Below are 18,110 nucleotides of genomic sequence, written 5' to 3'. Positions count from 1 at the left end.
TCGTTCGGTCGTAGCCCGGATGCAATCCGGGGGCGTACTTGGCGATTGCCCCGGATTTCATCCGGGCTACGGATCAATGGTGTCGCGGCTGCATCAATTCATATTGATGATCACGTGCTCCTGCCACAGCCGCGGCAGTGCCTTGGAGGTGGCTTCCCAGGCGGCGGCATCCTTGATCGGCTGGACCTTGGCGTACTGCTCTTGCGGCAGCAGCTTGGCCTGTACCTCGGCCGGCAGGTCGATGTGCTCGGCGCGGATCGGACGGGCGTGGCCCTTGGCCAGATTGATCTGCCCGGCATCGCTGAGGATGTATTCGCGGGTCAGTTTGGCGGCGTTGGGGTTCTTCGCCCACTTGTTGATGATGGTGCTGTAGCCGGAGATCACCGAACCGTCGGACGGGATCAGCACCTCGAAGCGCTCGGGGTCGATCTGGTCGCGGTAGGACAGGCCGTTGAAGTCCCAGACCACGCCGACTTCCACTTCACCCTTCTCCAGGGTCTGGATGGTCGGGTTGGCCAGCGACAGGCGGCGCTGCTTGGCCAGGTCGGCGTACAGGTCCAGCGCCGGCTGGATGTTGCTCTCGTTGCCACCCAGGGCGATGGCCGCGGCCAGCACGCCGTTGGTGGCCTGCGCGGCGGTGCTGACGTCACCGGCGGCGACCTTGTAGGTGCCGGTTTTCAGGTCGGCCCAGGAACGCGGAATATCCTTGACCAGTTGCTTGTTGACGATGAAGGCGATGGAGCCGGTGTAGGCCAGCATCCAGTGGCCGTCCTTGTCCTTGGCCCAGTCCGGAATCTGCTCCCAGGTGCTCGGCTTGTACGGCTGGGTCACGCCCTGCTGCACGGCGATGGGGCCGAAGGCGGCGCCGACGTCACCGATATCGGCGGTGGCGTTTTCCTTCTCGGCGGCGAACTTGGCGATTTCCTGCGCCGAGCTCATGTCGGTGTCCTGGTGCTTGAGGCCGTAAAGCTTGGCCAGATCGGCCCAGGTGTCTTTCCAGTTGGCCCAGCTGTCGGGCATACCCACGCTATTCACCGCGCCTTCGGCGCGTGCGGCCTTTTCCAGTGCCTGCAAGTCGGTGCCTTCGGCCATGGCGGAGGTCGCCAGGGCGATGGCCGAGCCCATCAGTGAAGCCAGCAGCAGTTGTTTCATTGGAAACTCCTTTGCAGTGAGAGTGTTGGTCTAGATCAGCAATACCCGAGCCAATCTAGGCGCCTTCGATGACAGTTTTATGTCCGGCCACCAGTGGCAGATGTCTAGGTGCAGCGGGCCGGTGCGCTTCACAAGCGTAGACCATGGATAAGTGGCTGATTTGCTGGGCTGTGAGTAAGCATGGCGGTGGCATGCGGCGTGCTTGCAGCAGAGTTGTCATCTATCAGTCATCTAGACTGCCTAGTCTTGTAACCCGTCTTAGCGAAGGCTTTTGCCCTGTCATGGGGCTGGACTAGTCCAAAAGGGGAGATATTGATGCGCGAAGAAGCGCCGCGGGCCGTCACCATCATCTGCCGCGCCCTGCAGGAGCAGATAGACCGGGGCCTGTTGCCCTCCGGCAGCAAGCTGCCGGCCGAGCGCAGGCTCAGCGAACTGTTCGATACCACGCGCATCACTCTGCGCGAGGCGCTCGGGCAACTGGAGGCGCAGGGGCTGGTCTATCGTGAGGAGCGGCGCGGCTGGTTCGTTTCACCGACGCGGGTGGCCTACAACCCGCTGGTTCGCACCCACTTCCACGCCATGGTGGCCGAGCAGGGGCGGGTACCGGCTACCGAAGTGCTGAGCGCCAGGCTGATGCCGGCCAGTGCGGAAATCTGCCAGGTGCTGGAGCTGCCGGCGCTGTCGAGCGTCTATCAGGTATGCCGCGCGCGGCGCATCGACGGGCGCCTGGTGCTGTACGTCGAGCACTATCTCAACCCGGCCTATTTCCCCGGCATCCTCGACTTCGACCTGACCCGCTCGCTGACCGACCTCTACGCCAGCGAGTACGGCATTCACTACGGTCGCGTGCGCTTCGACATGGTGCCTACCGCGCTGCATGCCGAAGCTGCGGCCAGCCTCAAGGTGGCGCCCGGTAGCCCGGCGCTGCGCATCACCCGGGTCAACCGTGACCAGCACGGGCGCATCATCGACTGCGACCTGGAGTTCTGGCGCCACGACGCCATTCACGTCAGCGTCGAAGTCCCCGAGTAGGGGGCACCGCGCGCACCGAGGTTGCCGGCAGACTTCTAATAGGCAGTGCGCAAGGAATACGGAGAGGCGGGTGCGCATGGCGCACCCTACCGTTTATCGGCTTCTGCGATATTTTTCCGACCATTGTCGAAACGTTCCCGGCGCATTCGACTATCCAGTACCCACCCACCAAGGAACTGGAGCGCGCTATGAAATACCTCTGCCTCGTCTACGCCAACGAACAGGAGCTGCACAGCTCCCCCGACAGCCCGCATGACAGCGAGTGCTTCGCCTACGCCAATGCAGTACAGGAGAGCGGGCGCATGCTCGCCGCCGAGGCGCTGCAGTCGGTGCAGACCGCCACCACCGTACGCATGCGCGGCGGCAAGCTGGCGATCACCGACGGCCCCTTCGCCGAAACCAAGGAGCAACTGGCCGGCTTCTATCTGGTGGAGGCGCGCGACCTCAACGAGGCCATCCAGCTCGCCGGACACATTCCCGCCGCCCGTGTCGGCTGCGTGGAGGTGCGCCCGGTGCGCGAGCTGGATATCCAGCCGGCGCAGCTGCAGGCCGGCCAGCACTGAGCCGGCAAGACTCGATCAACCGGGAGAACCGCCATGGATCGCCGCTATATCCCCGAAGTCGCCACGCGTGAGCAGTGGCTGGCAGCGCGCAAGGCGCTGCTCGAACAGGAAAAGGTGCTGACCCGTCAGCGCGACGCAATCAACCGCGCCCGCCGTGCCCTGCCCATGGTGCTGGTGGAAGAGGATTACCGCTTCGACGGCCCGCAGGGCGAGGTCGGTCTGGAGGCGCTGTTCCACGGGCGCCGCCAGCTGATCGTCTACCACTTCATGTACCACATGGATCGCGGCGAGGGCTGCGACGGCTGTTCCTGCCTGGTGGACAACATCGGCCACCAGGCCCATCTGCATGCCCGCGACACCAATCTTGTGCTGGTCTCGCGCGCGCCCTTGGCCGACCTCGAAGCCTTCAAGCGGCGCATGGGCTGGACCCTGCCCTGGTACAGCTCCTACGGCAGCCGCTTCAACTACGACTACCACGCCACCACCGACGAGCAGGTCGCGCCGGTCGAATACAACTACCGCGATAAGGACGAGCTCGAGCGCCTGGGCCTGACCTATCACATCCAGGGCGAGCAGCCCGGCGTCAGCGTGTTCCTGCGCGACGGCGGGCGGATCTACCACACCTATTCCTGTTACGGCCGAGGGCTGGAGATGCTGATGAGCAGCTTCCATTTCCTCGACTTCACGCCTTTTGGCCGCGGCGAGGGTTGGGACGGCATGCCCGATCTGGACGGCAAGGGGCTCAACTGGACGCGCCTGCACGACGAGTACGAACAGAGCGCGCCCACCCACGACTGCTGCGGCCACAAGGCCTGACTTCAGCGAAGGAGAACGACATGAGTCAGCACGAACTGCAAGATGCTCTGAACGACTGGACCGAAGCCTGCCGCAGCAAGGACGTGGCGCGCATCATGAGTCACTACGCCGAGGACGTGGTGTCCTACGATGCCGTGGGCCCCTTGCGCTTCCAGGGGCGCCCGGCATACCAGGCACATTGGCAGGCCTGCATGGAGATGTGCAGCGGCCCAGGTATGTTCGAGCCCCACGAGCCGACCTACACCGCCAGCGGCGATCTCGGCGTGACCCATTACCTGTTGCACTGCGGTGGCAGCAATGAGAAGGGCGAGCTGCAGACCTGCTGGATGCGCGTGACCCAGTGCCTGCGCCGCCAGGGTGGCCGCTGGCTGATCTTCCACGAACACTTCTCCGCCCCGAGCGACATGGAAAGCGGCAAGGCGCTGTTTGACCTTCAACCCTAGGAACGGGCATTCGACTTACTGACCACCCAGCGCCGCGCAGGAAGGCTCGTAGCGCTGCTGGCAGGCGCTCTGGTACAGGCGCTGGGCCTGGTCAGGGTCGCGTGGTACGCCGCCTTCACCGCGACGGTAGAGGTTGCCCAGCACATGCTGGGCCATGGGGTTGCCTGCAGCGGCCGACTGATTGAGGTACTTGAGCATGTCGCGCTGGTTGGCGAACTCAGGGGCATCGCGCCCGGTATAGAGATAGGCCAGGCTCACCGCCGCCATGGCGTGGCCCTTGTCGGCGGCCTGCTTCCACCAGTATTCGGCCTGCTTGAGGTTCTTCTCCGGCTGGCCGACGAAGTAGCTGCTGCCGAGCTGGAACTGGCTGTCCAGGTCGCCGCGCTGGGCCTGCTGGCGCAGCTGGCTCTGCGCATCCTGGATGGCGGGCTGTTCGCTCTGTTGCGGCGTAGGCGTCTGCGAGGGAGTAGCGGTCGTGGGCTCGCGGCCGGCGCATCCGGCCAGCAGCGCCAGGGCGAGCAGGGCCAGGGTGGTGTGTAACGGGGCTGTCGGGCTGGGCATGCGTTGAACTCCGTGGGCAAGAGGCAAAGTCGCTATTAGGCTTGCCTAGCTCACCTTAGTTCGCCTGGCCTTATCTGTCTGTCGCGCTCGTGACTTCCCACTGCCGCGGTGAGCTGCAATCCTGAGCGCTGATTTCGTTCTCGAGGCAGCCATGAAGATCAGCGCGGATTTCGACAGCGGCAACATCCAGGTCATCGATGCCAGCGACCCGCTGCGGGTGCAGCTGGCCATGCGGCCGGATCTCAACAGCTATCACTTCCAGTGGTTTCATTTCCGGGTCGAGGGCCTGCAGCCAGGCCAGCGCCATGCCTTCAGCCTGACCAACGCCGGGCAGTCGGCCTACAACAAGGCCTGGGACGGCTACCAGGCCGTGGCCAGCTACGACCAGCAGGACTGGTTCCGCGTGCCCACCCGTTTCGAGGACGGTCAACTGCACTTCGAGCTGCTTGCCGAGCGCGAGCAGGCCTGGTTCGCCTATTTCGAGCCCTATCCGCGAGCGCGCCACGAGCGCCTCGTCGCCCAGGCCCTGGAGCGGGGGGCCGAACTGGTGGCCTGCGGCCGAAGTCTGGAAGGCCGCGATATCCAGCTGCTGCGCATTGGCGCTCAGGCTGCCGCGCCGAGCAAGCTGTGGCTCATCGCCCAGCAGCATCCCGGCGAGCATATGGCCGAGTGGTTCATGGAGGGGCTGATCGAACGCCTGCAGGACCCGCATGACGCCGAGGTCCAGGCGCTGCTCAGCCAGGCCGAGTTCTACCTGATACCGAACATGAATCCGGACGGTGCCTTCCGCGGCCATCTGCGTACCAACCTGGCGGGGCAGGACCTCAATCGCGCCTGGCAGTCGGCCAGTGTCGAGCGCAGCCCCGAGGTGCTGTTCGCGTTGCAGCATATGCAGCGCATCGGCGTCGACCTGTTCCTCGATATCCACGGCGACGAGGAGATCCCCCACGTATTCACCGCGGGCTGCGAGGGTAACCCCGGCTATACGCCGCGCCTGGCCGCGCTGGAGGAAGATTTCCGCCAGCGCCTGGTGAGCATAGGCGCCGAGTTCCAGACCCGTTTCGGCTACCCGCGCGACGAGCCCGGCCAGGCCAACCTGACCCTGGCCTGCAACGCGGTGGGCGAGGCCTTCGATTGCCTGTCGTTCACCATCGAGATGCCGTTCAAGGATCACGATGACAACCCGCAGCCGCGCACCGGCTGGAATGGCGCGCGCTCGAAAAAGCTGGGGCAGGATGTGCTGACGGTGCTGGCGCAGATGGTAGGGCGCTTGCGGTAGGGTGCGCCGCGCGCACCGGGGGCTCCTCGCGAGCCATCGTATGGCGCCCAGGGTGGACAGGCTTTACCGATCCGTCGCTCTGGTGGATGTAAAAAGCGACATTCACCCAAGGGTTCGGCATTGGAGCTGGTGCGCACGGCGCACCCTACGGGTTAACGTCGCGCAGGGAGCGTCAAAGTTGGCGGGCAAAAAAAGCCCGTCACGAGGACGGGCGTAAAGTGCCGTAAACACATGGAGACAATCGGACGCGCGAGCGCGCCTGGAATTACAGGATCGACAGCGGGTAGTTGATGATCAGTCGGTTCTCGTGGGCATCCTGACCAACGTCACGGCGGACGTTGGAGTTACGCCAGCGAATGCTCAGGTTCTTCAGGCCGCCTTCCTGAATGGTGTAGGCCAGCTCCGATTCGCGCGCCCATTCCTCGGCATCGGTACGGCCGCCGGTGTGGATGTTGGAGCCGCTGGTGTAGCGGTTCATCAGGGTCAGGCCGGGGATGCCGAGGCCGGCGAAATTGTAGTCGTGACGCACCTGCCAGGAGCGCTCTTCGGGCGCGTCGAAGCTGGCGGTGAAGCCGTCGTTGACCAGGGTGCCGCCGCTGGAGCCGTCAATGCGCAGGAACTTGGTATCGCCGCTCAGGCGCTGGTAGGCCACCATGAAGGTGTTGTTGCCGGTCTTGGCGGAGAGGCTGCCCTGATAGACCTTGTTGTCCAGGTTGCCGGCCTTGGCTGCGCCTTCTTCCTTGCCATTGAAGTAACCCAGGTTGGCGCCCAGCACCCAGTCGCCGACCGGTTGGCTGTGGGTCAGCTGCAGGAAGCTCTGCTGGTACACGTCCTCCAGGCGCGCATGCCATGCGCCGACCATGGTGTTGTTGCCGTTGAAGCGGTACTCACCGCCGCCGAAGTTGAAGTCATCGCCCTCGATACCGTTGAACGACATGTCCTCGCGGCTGGCGTCGTTACGCTGGCTGTTCTTCCAGAACTGGCCGCCGTACAGGTTCAGACCGTCGATTTCACTGGAGGTGATCTGTGCGCCCTGGAAGGTCTGCGGCAGCGCACGGCCGTCGTCCGCGCGCAGGATCGGCAGCACGGCGAACCACTCGCCCACCTTCAGCTCGGTCTTGGACAACCTGGCCTTGGCGGCAACGGCGGTGCGACCGTAATCATCGGGGGCATGACGGTCATTGCCCGTGCCATGTACCGGCAGCAGGCCGCTGTTGATGCTGCCCTTGCCGCCATCGAGCTTGACTGCATACAGGCCGAGTACGTCCAGACCGAAGCCGACGGTGCCTTGGGTGAAACCGGAGCGGGCATCGAGGATGAAGCTCTGGGTCCACTCGGCCGCCTGGCCCTGATCGCTGCCCTGCACCGACGGGCCGGAGTGGTTGAGGAAGTTGCGGTTGAAGTAGTAGTTGCGCAGGCCGAGGGTGACCTTGGCGTCTTCGACGAAGCCGGCGGCATGGGTGGCGGTGGGCATCACGAGCGCCAGCGCGGTGCTGCCGAGCAGGGCCAGGGGAAGGGTGTTGCGTGCGGTCATTGTTGTTGTGCTCCCAGTTTTTGAACGAACCATCCCCTGCTGGCCTGATGGCAGCCTGCATGGCGGGAGGGTGTGAATGCCCCGTGGGGCAGGCCGGCCGAACGCGACCGGTCATTGCTGGTGGCTGGCGTCAGCCTCCGGCGAATCCGGTTCCAGGGCCTGTGGTGGCGTTGAATGCGGAGCGAGCGCGCAGCGGCTGCGCTGAAGCAGAGGCGAGGATTGTCATGCTCTGGTCCTGATTATTGTTGTTATCAATGTCATATGTCGTCATACAACTCGCTCGATTATCGACAGCCTTTTTGGCGCTTGTCAACGCCTGGCTAGACCAAAGTATGAGTGGCTATGGCGCGTATAACGGCGCTATGGCCGCTGTGAAGAGGTGCAGTGCAGGGTAGGACAGCTAATCTGGTATCGATATTGTTGTGTGATAACGTATGACAAATTTGCTTACATCGAGGGCTATCCATGCCGCATTGCTTGATCGAGGCCGCCAGCGAAGTGGCCGAGTACATCGCGCCGCAGGCACTGGTGCAGTTGGTGCACGATCAGGCGGCAGGCACTGGCCTGTTCCAGCCCGGTGAAGTCAAGGTGCGCCTGAGTCTGTACGAGCACCACTGCGTCGGCGGCGAGGCGGGGCCGTTCGTGCACCTGATCTTCTATCTGCTGGCGGGGCGCAGCGATGACGACAAGCGCGCGCTGTCGCGGCGCATCGTGCGGGCGCTGGTGCAGCGCCTGCCGCAGGTGCCGGCGATCTCCCTGGACGTGCGCGACATTCGCCGTGAGGTGTTCGGCAACCGGCGCAACTGCCAGGAGGATTAATCCGTCTCCAGCAGGCGGGCGCCGGCGCCCTGTTCGCCGAGTTCGTCCCGGGGGTTGCGCAGCGGGCAGTCCTGCATCGACAGACAGCCACAACCGATACAGCCGGTGAGCTGGTCGCGCAGCCGCGTCAGTTGCTCGATGCGCGCATTCAGATCGCGCTGCCATTGCGCCGAGAGCTGTTGCCAGTCGGCAGCCGTGGGCATGTGGTCGCAGGGCAGGGTGGCCAGCGCCGCGCCGATATCGGCCAGCGGGATGCCCAGGCGCTGCGCCACCTTGATGATCGCCACGCGGCGCAGCACGTCGCGCCGGTAACGCCGCTGATTGCCGGCGTTGCGCTGGCTGTGGATCAGCCCCTTGGTTTCGTAGAAATGCAGTGTGGAAACCGCCACGCCGCTGCGTTCGGCGACCTGGCCGACGCTTAGCGGGCGTTCGTGAATGGACATGGAAAATCCCTCTTGACCTTAAGTTAAGTTGAGGTTTTACCCTCGCAGGCCCTGATACACAACTCCGAGGGTTTTTCCATGCAGGACCGCATTCGACTGGTACTGATATACGGCAGCGTGCGTGAAGAGCGCTTCTGCGACCAGGTGGTGGCCTGGGCGCGCGAGCAGATCGAACAGCGCAGCGAATTCGAGCTGAGCCTGGTCGACCCGGCCGTGATGTTCCGCCAGCCCGGCGAGCCGCAGGAGATCGCGGAGCAGCGCCATCAGTCGCTGCAGCAGCTGCTCCGCGCCGATGCCTTTCTGATCGTCACCCCGGAGTACAACCACGGCTATCCGGCGGCGCTCAAGCAATTCATCGACGAGGTGCCGGCATCCTGGGAGGCGCGGCCGGTAGGATTCGTCAGTTATGGTGGGGTATCCGGCGGGCTGCGTGCGGTGGAACAGCTGCGCCAGGTGCTGGCGGAGCTGCATGCGATGACGGTGCGCGGCTCGGTGAGCTTCACCAATGCCTGGGAACAATTCGATGATCAGGGGCGGTTGAGCGAGCCGCGACGCGCCAACTCGGCGCTGGCGCATACGCTGGTGCAACTGAACTGGTGGGCGCAGACGCTGCGCGCCGGGCGCGAGCGGGTGCCTTACGAGCGGATCAGGGGTTAGAAACGACGTAGCCCGGATGCAGGCCGGGAGCTTTTGAGGGCATCCGCGGATTGCATCCGGGCTACGGAGTAGTCATCTGTAGGGCGGGTGCAACCCGCCAGGGCTATGTGGCGGGTTTCACCCGCCCTACGCACGTTGCGGTCCTGCGGTCCTACTTTTGCCCTCTCTCCCAACCCCTCTCCACTAGGCGTGCCCCCAATAAATGGGAGAGGGGAGTCGGGCGCTGATCAGCCGCGGTAGTAGCGCTGCGGCACGAACGGGGTCTTGGCCACTTTCATCGCCACGCGCTTGCCGCGCACCACGGCCCAGACGTCGCTGTCGACGGCGGTGTGGCTGGCATTGACGTAACCCATGGCCACCGGTGCGCCGAGGGTCGGGCCGAAGCCGCCGCTGCATACCTGGCCGATCACGGTGCCGTCGGCGTCGACGATTTCCGCGCCTTCACGCACCGGTACGCGCTCCTGCGGCAGCAGGCCGACGCGCTTGCGCGCCACGCCTTTTTGCTGCTGCTCGAATACGCGCTCGGCGCCCGGGAAGTTGCCGGCACGCTCGCCATCTGCACGACGCACCTTGGAGATGGCCCACAGCAGGCTGGCTTCGATCGGCGTGGTGGCGCTGCTCATGTCGTGGCCGTACAGGCACAGGCCGGCTTCCAGGCGCAGCGAGTCGCGCGCACCCAGACCGATGGCCTCGACTTCCGCTTCGGCCAGCAGGCTGCGCGCCAGGGTTTCGGCCTGGTCGACGGCGACGGAAATCTCGAAACCGTCTTCGCCGGTGTAGCCGCTGCGGCTGACGATGCATTCGCTGCCCAGCAGGCGCACGCGGGCCACCTGCATGAAGGTCATCTTGCTCACTTCCGGGGCCAGGCGGGCCAGCACGTCGACCGCTTTCGGGCCTTGCAGGGCGAGCAGGGCGCGCTCCTCGAACAGGCACTCGATCTGGCACTGCTCGCCGATGTGCTTCTGCAGGTGGGCCAGGTCCTGATCCTTGCAGGCGGCGTTGACCACCAGGTACAGGGTGTCGTCACCCAGGTTGGCGACCATCAGGTCGTCGAGGATGCCGCCCTGGGCATCGGTGAACATGGCGTAGCGCTGCAGGCCCACCGGCAGGTCGATGATGTCCACCGGCACCAGGGTTTCCAGGGCACGCCCGGCGTTTTCGCCACGCAGCAGGATCTGGCCCATGTGCGAGACGTCGAACAGGCCGGCGGCCTCGCGGGTGTGCAGGTGCTCCTTCATCACGCCCAGCGGGTACTGCACGGGCATGTCATAGCCGGCGAAGGGCACCATGCGCGCGCCGAGTTCGAGGTGCAGGGCGTGCAGCGGAGTCTTGGCGAGAGTTTCAGTGGTCATGTCGATTTCCTGTTGGGTGCGCCGCGCGCACCGGTTGGGGCCGCGGTGCGGCCCGTTGTACGTTGGGTGTCAGTCAGCGTAGACCGGGAAGGTGGCGCACAGGTCTGCGACCTGGCTGCGCACGCGCTCGATCACGGCCGGGTTGTCCAGGTCGTCGAGGATGTCGCAGATCCAGCCAGCCAGGGTGCGGCATTCGCCTTCCTTGAAGCCGCGGGTGGTCACCGCCGGGGTACCGATGCGTATGCCGGAGGTGACGAACGGCGACTGCGGGTCGTTGGGCACGGCGTTCTTGTTCACCGTGATGTGGGCATCGCCCAGCGCCGCGTCGGCCGCCTTGCCGGTCAGGCCCTGCTTGACCAGGCTGATCAGCATCAGGTGGTTGTCGGTGCCGCCGGAGACCACGTCATAGCCGCGCTCGACGAACACTTCGGCCATGGCGCGGGCGTTGTCGATCACCTGCTGCTGGTAGGCCTTGAAGCCCGGCTCCAGCGCCTCCTTGAAGCACACCGCCTTGGCCGCGATGACGTGCATCAGCGGGCCGCCCTGGGCGCCTGGGAATACGGCGGAGTTGAGCTTCTTCTCGATCTCTTCGTTGCCCCGCGCCAGGATCAGGCCGCCACGCGGGCCGCGCAGGGTCTTGTGCGTGGTGGTGGTGACCACGTCGGCGAACGGCACCGGGTTGGGGTACAGACCGGCGGCCACGAGCCCCGCCACATGGGCCATGTCGACGAACAGCAGCGCCCCGACCTTGTCGGCGATGGCGCGGAAACGCGGGAAGTCCAGCACGCGCGAGTAGGCCGAGAAACCGGCGACGATCATCTTCGGCTTGTGCTCGATGGCCAGGCGCTCGACTTCGTCGTAATCGATCAGGCCGTTCTCGTCGATGCCGTACTGCACGGCGTTGTACAGCTTGCCAGAGGACGACACCTTGGCGCCGTGAGTCAGGTGGCCGCCATGGGCCAGGCTCATGCCGAGGATGGTGTCGCCCGCGCTCAGCAGCGCCAGGTACACGGCGCTGTTGGCCGAGGACCCCGAGTGCGGCTGCACGTTGGCGTAGTCGGCGCCGAACAGTTGCTTGGCGCGCTCGATGGCCAGCGCCTCGACCTTGTCCACATGCTCGCAGCCACCGTAGTAGCGCTTGCCCGGATAGCCTTCGGCGTACTTGTTGGTCAGGCCGCTGCCTTGCGCCTGCATCACGCGCTGGCTGCAGTAGTTCTCCGAAGCGATCAGCTCGATATGGTCTTCCTGGCGCTGTTCTTCGGCCTGGATCGCCGCGAGCAGGGCGTCGTCATAGCCCTGCAGTTGGTCGTGCTTGCTGAACATGGTGAGGCCCTCTTTATCGTTTTTCTCGGGATGCAGTCGGCCCGCCCCGGTGAGGGGAGCCGAAAGGAAACTGGATGAAGCGAAGAACGGTTCCCTCTCCCCTCGGGGAGAGGGTTAGGGAGAGGGGGTGTGAACCGTCTTGCCCTCTCCCCCGGCCCCCGCTCCGCGCCCCAGCCCTTCGCAGAGCTCAGGGCGCTCAAGCGGGCGAAGCGGTGCTTCGCTTTTTCCGCTTTCGCCCCATAAGCGGGAGAGGGGAGGTTCACCGCGCTTACGCGTCCTGATACGCCTCGATGGACGGGCAGGCGCAGACCAGGTTGCGGTCGCCGTAGACGTTGTCCACACGGCCCACCGGCGGCCAGTACTTGGCCTCGATCAGGCTCGCCACCGGGTACACGGCCTGCTCGCGGCTGTAGGCGTGGTGCCATTCGCCGACCAGTTCCAGGGCGGTGTGCGGGGCGTTCTTCAGCGGGTTGTCGTCCTTGTCCAGACGGCCCTGCTCGACCGCGCGGATTTCCTCGCGGATGGCGATCATGGCGTCGCAGAAGCGATCCAGTTCTTCCTTGGATTCGCTCTCGGTCGGCTCGATCATCAGGGTGCCGGCCACCGGGAAGGACATGGTCGGGGCATGGAAGCCGAAGTCGATCAGGCGCTTGGCCACGTCGTCGACGCTGATGCCGCTGCTGTCCTTGAGCGGACGGATGTCGAGGATGCACTCGTGCGCCACCAGGCCGCCTTCGCCGGAGTACAGCACCGGGTAGTGCTCTTCCAGACGACGGGCGATGTAGTTGGCGTTGAGAATGGCCATCTGCGACGCGCGCTTGAGGCCGTTGCCGCCCATCATGGTGATGTACATCCAGGTGATCGGCAGGATGCTGGCGCTGCCGAACGGCGCGGCGCTCACTGCGCCTTCCTTGCGGGCCATGTGGCCATGACCCGGCAGGAACGGCGCCAGGTGCGACTTGACGCCAATCGGGCCGACGCCCGGGCCGCCACCGCCGTGCGGGATGCAGAAGGTCTTGTGCAGGTTCAGGTGGGAGACGTCGCCGCCGAACTGGCCTGGGGCGCAGAGGCCGACCATGGCGTTCATGTTGGCGCCGTCGATGTACACCTGGCCGCCATTGTCGTGGATGATCTGGCAGATCTCGCGGATGCCTTCCTCGAACACACCGTGGGTGGACGGGTAGGTGATCATGATCGCGGCCAGACGATCCTTGTGCTCTTCGGCCTTGGCCTTCAGATCGGCGATGTCGACGTTGCCGCGCGCGTCACAGGCGGTCACCACCACGCGCATGCCGGCCATGGAGGCGGTCGCCGGGTTGGTGCCGTGGGCCGATTGCGGGATCAGGCAGATGTCGCGCTGATCGTCGCCGCGGCTCAGGTGATAGGCACGGATGGCCAAGAGGCCCGCGTACTCGCCCTGGGAGCCGGCGTTGGGCTGCAGCGACACGGCGTCGTAGCCGGTGGCGGCGCAGAGCATGGCTTCCAGCTCAGTGGTCAGCTGGGTGTAACCCGCAGCCTGCTCGACCGGAGCGAAGGGGTGCAGGTTGCCGAACTCCGGCCAGGTCACCGGGATCATCTCGCTGGCGGCGTTGAGCTTCATGGTGCAGGAGCCCAGCGGGATCATGCTGCGGTCCAGGGCCAGGTCCTTGTCGGCCAGCTTGCGCAGGTAGCGCATCAGCTCGGTTTCGCTGTGGTAGCGGTTGAACACTTCGTGCTGCAGGATCGCCGACTGGCGCAGCAGGCCTTGCGGCAGGCGGCTGGCGACCTGTGCGGCCAGGTCGGCGACGGCAGGTGCGGCTTGGTCAGCGGCAAACAGGTTCAGCAGCGCCTCGACGGCGGCCTGGTCGGTGGTTTCGTCCAGCGACAGACCCAGACGCTCGGCGTCGATCTCGCGCAGGTTGATGCCGGCGGCACGGGCCTTGGCATGCAGCTCGGTGGTCTTGGCGCCGGTCTTGATGCTCAGGGTATCGAAGAAGTGCTGCTGCTCGACGCTGTGGCCCAGCTTGGTCAGGCCCAGAGCGAGGATGGCGGTGAAGCTGTGTACGCGCTGCGCGATGGCGGTCAGGCCTTTCGGGCCGTGGTACATGGCGTACATGCTGGCGATGTTGGCCAGCAGCACCTGGGCGGTACAGATATTACTGGTGGCCTTCTCGCGGCGGATGTGCTGCTCGCGGGTCTGCATGGCCAGGCGCAGGGCCGGCTTGCCGAAACGGTCCACCGACATGCCGACCAGGCGGCCCGGCATGTCGCGCTTGAACGCGTCGCGGGTGGCGAAGTAGGCGGCATGCGGGCCACCGAAGCCCAGCGGCACACCGAAGCGCTGGGTGCTGCCCAGGGCGACGTCGGCGCCGAACTCGCCCGGCGGGGTGAGCAGGGTCAGGGCCAGCAGGTCGGCGGCTACGGCCACCAGAGCGTTGGCGGCGTGGAAGCGCTCGACCAGGGCGCGGTAATCGAAGATGTCACCATTGCTTGCCGGGTACTGCAGCAGGGCGCCGAAGTAGGCGCTGGCGTCGGTGATGGCGGCTTCGTCGCCGACTTCCACTTCGATGCCTAGCGGCTCGGCACGGGTGCGCAGCACGTCGAGGGTCTGCGGGTGGCAATGCTGGGAGGCGAAGAAGGTGTTGCTGGCCTTGTTCTTCGACAGGCGCTTGCAGAAGGTCATGGCCTCGGCGGCAGCGGTGGCTTCGTCGAGCAGCGATGCGTTGGCGATCTGCATACCGGTGAGGTCGCTGATCAGGGTCTGGAAATTCAGCAGCGCTTCCAGGCGGCCCTGGGAAATCTCCGGTTGGTACGGGGTGTATGCGGTGTACCAGGCCGGGTTTTCCAGCAGGTTGCGCAGGATCGGGCTCGGCGTGTGCGTGCCGTAGTAACCCTGGCCGATGAAGCTCTTGAACTGCTGATTCTTGGCAGCGATGGCCTTGATCTTGGCCAGGGCGTCGGCTTCCGACAGGCCCGGTTGTGCGCCGAGGATGCTGGTGCCCTTGATGCTCTCGGGAATCACGGCATCGGTCAGGGCGTCGACCGAGTCGTAGCCGAGCAGTTCGAGCATGGCGGCGGTGTCGGCATCGCGCGGGCCGATATGGCGGGCGATGAATTCGTTCTGGGTATCGAGCTTGGTCATGGCGGTCACTCAGGCGTCGGCGTTGGCGTTCAACAGACGATCATAGCCGGCCTTGTCCAGCAGGTCGGCGAGCACAGCGTTGTCGGCCAGGCGCATACGGAAGAACCAGGCCTTGTCCAGCGGCGATTCGTTGACCAGCTCCGGGCTGCCTTCCAGGTCGGCGTTGATTTCGACGATCTCGCCGTCCAGCGGCATGACGATGTTGCTGGCGGCCTTCACCGACTCCAGCACCGCCACTTCTTCGCCCTGGGCGTAGGCCTTCACTTCCGGCAGCTGTACGTACACCACGTCGCCGAGCGCGTCCTGAGCGTAATGGGTGATGCCGACGGTAACCAGACCATCGTTGTCCAGACGCAGCCATTCGTGATCGGCGGTGAAACGCAACTCGCTCATGTCAACTCCTCAGGGGTAAAGATGTCCGCTTCTTGGGTGGCGGGCAGGTGGGCGGTCGTTTGCAATGCCAGTGCCAATGATAAAAAACCCAATAAAATCAAATGCTTATATATATTTTCAGCGGCGGTAAGCAATGCTCTGGAACGATATCGATACGAAACCATGCGTCGCAAATGGAAAAGTTTGCGTCGCACGAGCCGCGGCGCGGCTTGCAGGTCTTTGTTGCTAAATCGTTACGGTGGATCGATATCGATACAGCATATGGCTGGAACCGCTCAGAGGATCGAAGGTCGGTAACTGGGAGGCTTCATCGACAAGGAGATAGATCGACATGAAACCCCTGATTCCCCTGGCATTCGCGCTGTTTGGCGCCACCAGTCTGCAGGCCAGCGAGACGGTTACCGTGACGCTGGAGCAGGCCACGGAGAAAGGTACTGGCGCATCCATCGGCACCGTGACCATCAGCCAGTCGGCCTACGGGCTGGTATTCACCCCTGATCTGCAGGGGCTGGAACCTGGCGTGCATGGCTTTCACGTGCACACCGAGCCCAACTGCAACGCCGCGGAGGTGGATGGCAAGCTGACGCCGGCCGGCGCAGCAGGTGGCCACTGGGACCCGCAGAATGCCGGCCGCCATGGCTTCCCCTGGGAAGACAATGCCCACCTGGGCGACCTGCCCGCACTGCTGGTGACCGAGGACGGCAAGGCCAGCCAGCCGGTGCTGGCGCCACGGCTCAAGAGCCTGCAAGACCTGCACAACCGTTCGCTGATGATTCACGCTGGCGGCGACAACCACGCCGATCATCCGCAGCCGCTGGGCGGTGGCGGGGCGCGTGTGGCCTGTGGGGTGATCAAGGTGCCGACCAGCACCACGCCGATCTGACTCAACACCGAAAGCCGTAGGGTGGGTTAGCGGCGCCAATAGGTGAGTTCTCAGGCACTGCGGTCGTGGTGCGCCGCGTAACCCAGCGGGCGATCTTCCGCGTTGCGCCGATGGTGGGTTACGGCGCATCGGGACCTTCGGGGGCCTAAGTATTTGCGACAGGCGCCTAACCCACCCTACAAGGGCGAGTGGTCCGCTTGTTAAGCCTGGCCTTAATGCTTGCCCGGTATCCCGTACTTGCGCAGGCGCTTGGCGATGGCGGTATGCGAGGTGCCCAGGCGTGCGGCCAGCTGGCGGCTGGAGGGGTGGCTGTCGTAGAGCTTTTCCAGTAGCGCCTTCTCGTACTCGTCCATGGCCTGTTCCAGGCTGGCGACTTCTCCTTCGACCTTCGGCGCCACTTCGGTGCCGGCGATATCCAGATCGTCCATCTCCACCCAGTTGCTGTCGCAGATCGCGGCAGCGCGGAAGATCACGTTCTGCAACTGGCGCACGTTGCCCGGCCAACGCCCGGCCAGCAGGGCGGGGAAGGTGGTCGGCGCCAGGCGGCAGGGCAGGCGCTGGATCTGCGCGCAGGCCTGGGCCATGAAGTGCTGGGCCAGCAGCAGGATGTCCTGGCCGCGCTCGCGCAGCGGCGGCACTTCCAGATTGAGCACGTTGAGGCGGTAGAACAGGTCTTCGCGGAAGCTGCCTTCGGCCACCATCTTTTCCAGATCGCGGTGGGTGGCGCTGAGGATACGCACGTCCACCTTCACCTCGCGGTCACCACCGACGCGGCGGAAGCTGCCGTCGCTCAAAAAGCGCAGCAACTTGGCCTGCAGATAGGGCGACATTTCGCCGATTTCGTCGAGAAACACCGTGCCCTGGTTGGCCAGCTCCAGCAGCCCCGGCTTGCCGCCGCGCTGGGCGCCGGTAAAGGCGCCGGGGGCGTAGCCGAACAGTTCGCTCTCGGCCAGGTTCTCCGGCAGCGCGGCGCAGTTCAGGGCGAGGAAGGGCGCATTGCGGCGCACGCTGACGGTATGACAGGCGCGTGCCACCAGCTCCTTGCCGGTACCGGTTTCGCCATGGATCAAGAGCGGTGCGTCGAGCGACGCCACGCGCAGGGCGCGGGCCTTGAGCGCACGAATCGGAGCGGACTCGCCGAGCAGCGAGTCGAAGCCCTCTGCATGATCATGATGCAGGGCGGCCAGGCGCTGACCCATGCGGCTTGGTGCATACAGGGTGAGCAGGCCGCCGGTCAGGCGTCCGTCTTCGGTGATCGGCTGGGCATCGAGCAGCAGCGGCTGGCCGGCGAAATGCACCTCGCGCAGCGGCTGGTGGAAACCGGCGGCGAGCAGCGATTGCTGCAGTGCGTCATCGGCGAACAGCGCGGCGATGCTCAGGCCTTCGGGCGTGCGACCGCACAGCTCCACCAGCGCCGGGTTGGCCAGCAGCACGGTGGCGCGGTCATCCACCGCCAGCACCGGGTCGGGCATGGCCGCGAGCAGGGCATCGAGCTGCAGGCGGCGACGCTGGCCGGGCAGAATGTCCACCACCTCCACGCTCTGCACGCCATGCACCTGCAGCAGCGCGCCGCGCAGCTCCTCGAGCACCGCGGCGCTCAGGGTCGGTGCGTCGATGTAGACGTTTGGCGGTACCATCTCCACCGCATCGAGGTTCAGATTGCGCCCGCCAAGCAGCGCCAGGACTTCCTGGGTGATGCCGACGCGGTCGATGAAACTGACGTGGATGCGCATTGATGA

The 18,110-nt window shown here is 65.2% G+C and carries 17 protein-coding genes; 8 read left to right on the top strand and 9 right to left on the bottom strand.

Features of this window, described 5'->3' with window-relative positions; translation table 11 throughout:
• Nucleotides 1–93: 93 nt before the first annotated feature.
• Nucleotides 94–1,152: an ABC transporter substrate-binding protein gene (locus L1F06_RS17790; RefSeq protein WP_003245746.1), complete on the bottom strand. Its 1,059-nt coding sequence runs from the start codon at nt 1,150–1,152 to the stop codon at nt 94–96.
• A 315-nt stretch (nt 1,153–1,467) separates the two neighbouring features.
• Here L1F06_RS17790 and L1F06_RS17785 point away from each other — a divergent pair, with 315 nt between their 5' ends.
• The 4 genes from L1F06_RS17785 to L1F06_RS17770 all read left to right on the top strand — a co-directional run bounded on the left by L1F06_RS17785 (nt 1,468) and on the right by L1F06_RS17770 (nt 4,006).
• The gene (locus L1F06_RS17785) at nt 1,468–2,184 is read left to right on the top strand and encodes a UTRA domain-containing protein (RefSeq protein ID WP_003245744.1); all 717 of its coding nucleotides are present in this window, start codon (nt 1,468–1,470) and stop codon (nt 2,182–2,184) included.
• 188 nt (nt 2,185–2,372) lie between these two features.
• Nucleotides 2,373–2,747 carry a YciI family protein gene (locus tag L1F06_RS17780; protein ID WP_012017940.1) on the top strand — a complete coding sequence of 125 codons (375 nt, stop codon included), beginning with the start codon at nt 2,373–2,375 and terminating at the stop codon, nt 2,745–2,747.
• A gap of 33 nt (nt 2,748–2,780) precedes the next feature.
• Entirely contained in the window at nt 2,781–3,563 is a 783-nt protein-coding gene (locus L1F06_RS17775) for a DUF899 domain-containing protein (RefSeq protein WP_129481589.1), read from the top strand.
• Nucleotides 3,564–3,583: 20 nt separating this feature from the next.
• Complete coding sequence (locus L1F06_RS17770; RefSeq protein WP_129481588.1) at nt 3,584–4,006, top strand: YybH family protein; 423 nt, start codon at nt 3,584–3,586, stop codon at nt 4,004–4,006.
• A gap of 15 nt (nt 4,007–4,021) precedes the next feature.
• On the opposite strand, the gene L1F06_RS17765 is transcribed toward L1F06_RS17770, so the two are convergent.
• Nucleotides 4,022–4,567, bottom strand: a complete 546-nt coding sequence (locus L1F06_RS17765; RefSeq protein ID WP_003245737.1) for a tetratricopeptide repeat protein — start codon at nt 4,565–4,567, stop codon at nt 4,022–4,024.
• A gap of 151 nt (nt 4,568–4,718) precedes the next feature.
• Between L1F06_RS17765 and L1F06_RS17760 the strand changes: the two genes are divergently transcribed.
• Nucleotides 4,719–5,846: a M14 family metallopeptidase gene (locus L1F06_RS17760; protein ID WP_129481587.1), complete on the top strand. Its 1,128-nt coding sequence runs from the start codon at nt 4,719–4,721 to the stop codon at nt 5,844–5,846.
• Nucleotides 5,847–6,111: 265 nt separating this feature from the next.
• On the opposite strand, the gene L1F06_RS17755 is transcribed toward L1F06_RS17760, so the two are convergent.
• Complete coding sequence (locus L1F06_RS17755; RefSeq protein WP_003245733.1) at nt 6,112–7,380, bottom strand: OprD family porin; 1,269 nt, start codon at nt 7,378–7,380, stop codon at nt 6,112–6,114.
• Between the two features lie 465 nt (nt 7,381–7,845).
• Between L1F06_RS17755 and L1F06_RS17750 the strand changes: the two genes are divergently transcribed.
• A complete protein-coding gene (locus L1F06_RS17750) occupies nt 7,846–8,199 on the top strand; it encodes a 5-carboxymethyl-2-hydroxymuconate Delta-isomerase (protein WP_096825962.1) in 354 nt (117 codons plus the stop codon).
• Here the strand turns inward: L1F06_RS17750 and soxR are convergent.
• Nucleotides 8,196–8,642 carry a redox-sensitive transcriptional activator SoxR gene (soxR, locus tag L1F06_RS17745; RefSeq protein ID WP_012017946.1) on the bottom strand — a complete coding sequence of 149 codons (447 nt, stop codon included), beginning with the start codon at nt 8,640–8,642 and terminating at the stop codon, nt 8,196–8,198. The genes L1F06_RS17750 and soxR overlap by 4 nt on opposite strands.
• Before the next feature lie 78 nt (nt 8,643–8,720).
• Here soxR and L1F06_RS17740 point away from each other — a divergent pair, with 78 nt between their 5' ends.
• The gene (locus L1F06_RS17740; protein ID WP_129481586.1) at nt 8,721–9,299 is read left to right on the top strand and encodes an NADPH-dependent FMN reductase; all 579 of its coding nucleotides are present in this window, start codon (nt 8,721–8,723) and stop codon (nt 9,297–9,299) included.
• Nucleotides 9,300–9,526: 227 nt separating this feature from the next.
• Here the strand turns inward: L1F06_RS17740 and gcvT are convergent, their stop codons facing one another.
• The 4 genes from gcvT to gcvH form a co-directional block, all read right to left on the bottom strand.
• Entirely contained in the window at nt 9,527–10,651 is a 1,125-nt protein-coding gene (gene gcvT / locus L1F06_RS17735; protein ID WP_129481585.1) for a glycine cleavage system aminomethyltransferase GcvT, read from the bottom strand.
• A 69-nt stretch (nt 10,652–10,720) separates the two neighbouring features.
• Nucleotides 10,721–11,974, bottom strand: a complete 1,254-nt coding sequence (glyA, locus tag L1F06_RS17730; RefSeq protein ID WP_129481584.1) for a serine hydroxymethyltransferase — start codon at nt 11,972–11,974, stop codon at nt 10,721–10,723.
• Between the two features lie 268 nt (nt 11,975–12,242).
• Nucleotides 12,243–15,095, bottom strand: a complete 2,853-nt coding sequence (gene gcvP / locus L1F06_RS17725) for an aminomethyl-transferring glycine dehydrogenase (protein ID WP_129481583.1) — start codon at nt 15,093–15,095, stop codon at nt 12,243–12,245.
• Nucleotides 15,096–15,104: 9 nt separating this feature from the next.
• Nucleotides 15,105–15,488 carry a glycine cleavage system protein GcvH gene (gene gcvH / locus L1F06_RS17720; RefSeq protein ID WP_003245719.1) on the bottom strand — a complete coding sequence of 128 codons (384 nt, stop codon included), beginning with the start codon at nt 15,486–15,488 and terminating at the stop codon, nt 15,105–15,107.
• A gap of 331 nt (nt 15,489–15,819) precedes the next feature.
• Here gcvH and sodC point away from each other — a divergent pair, with 331 nt between their 5' ends.
• Complete coding sequence (gene sodC / locus L1F06_RS17715; RefSeq protein WP_024307324.1) at nt 15,820–16,371, top strand: superoxide dismutase family protein; 552 nt, start codon at nt 15,820–15,822, stop codon at nt 16,369–16,371.
• 212 nt (nt 16,372–16,583) lie between these two features.
• On the opposite strand, the gene gcsR is transcribed toward sodC, so the two are convergent.
• Nucleotides 16,584–18,104 (bottom strand): transcriptional regulator GcsR, encoded by a 1,521-nt coding sequence (gene gcsR, locus L1F06_RS17710; protein ID WP_012017952.1) that lies wholly within the window; start codon nt 18,102–18,104, stop codon nt 16,584–16,586.
• Between the last annotated feature and the right edge of the window lie 6 nt (nt 18,105–18,110).

Source organism: Pseudomonas hydrolytica, from assembly GCF_021495345.1.
Classification (GTDB): Bacteria; Pseudomonadota; Gammaproteobacteria; order Pseudomonadales; family Pseudomonadaceae; genus Aquipseudomonas; species Aquipseudomonas hydrolytica.
This window is presented reverse-complemented; position numbering and strand designations above follow the sequence as displayed.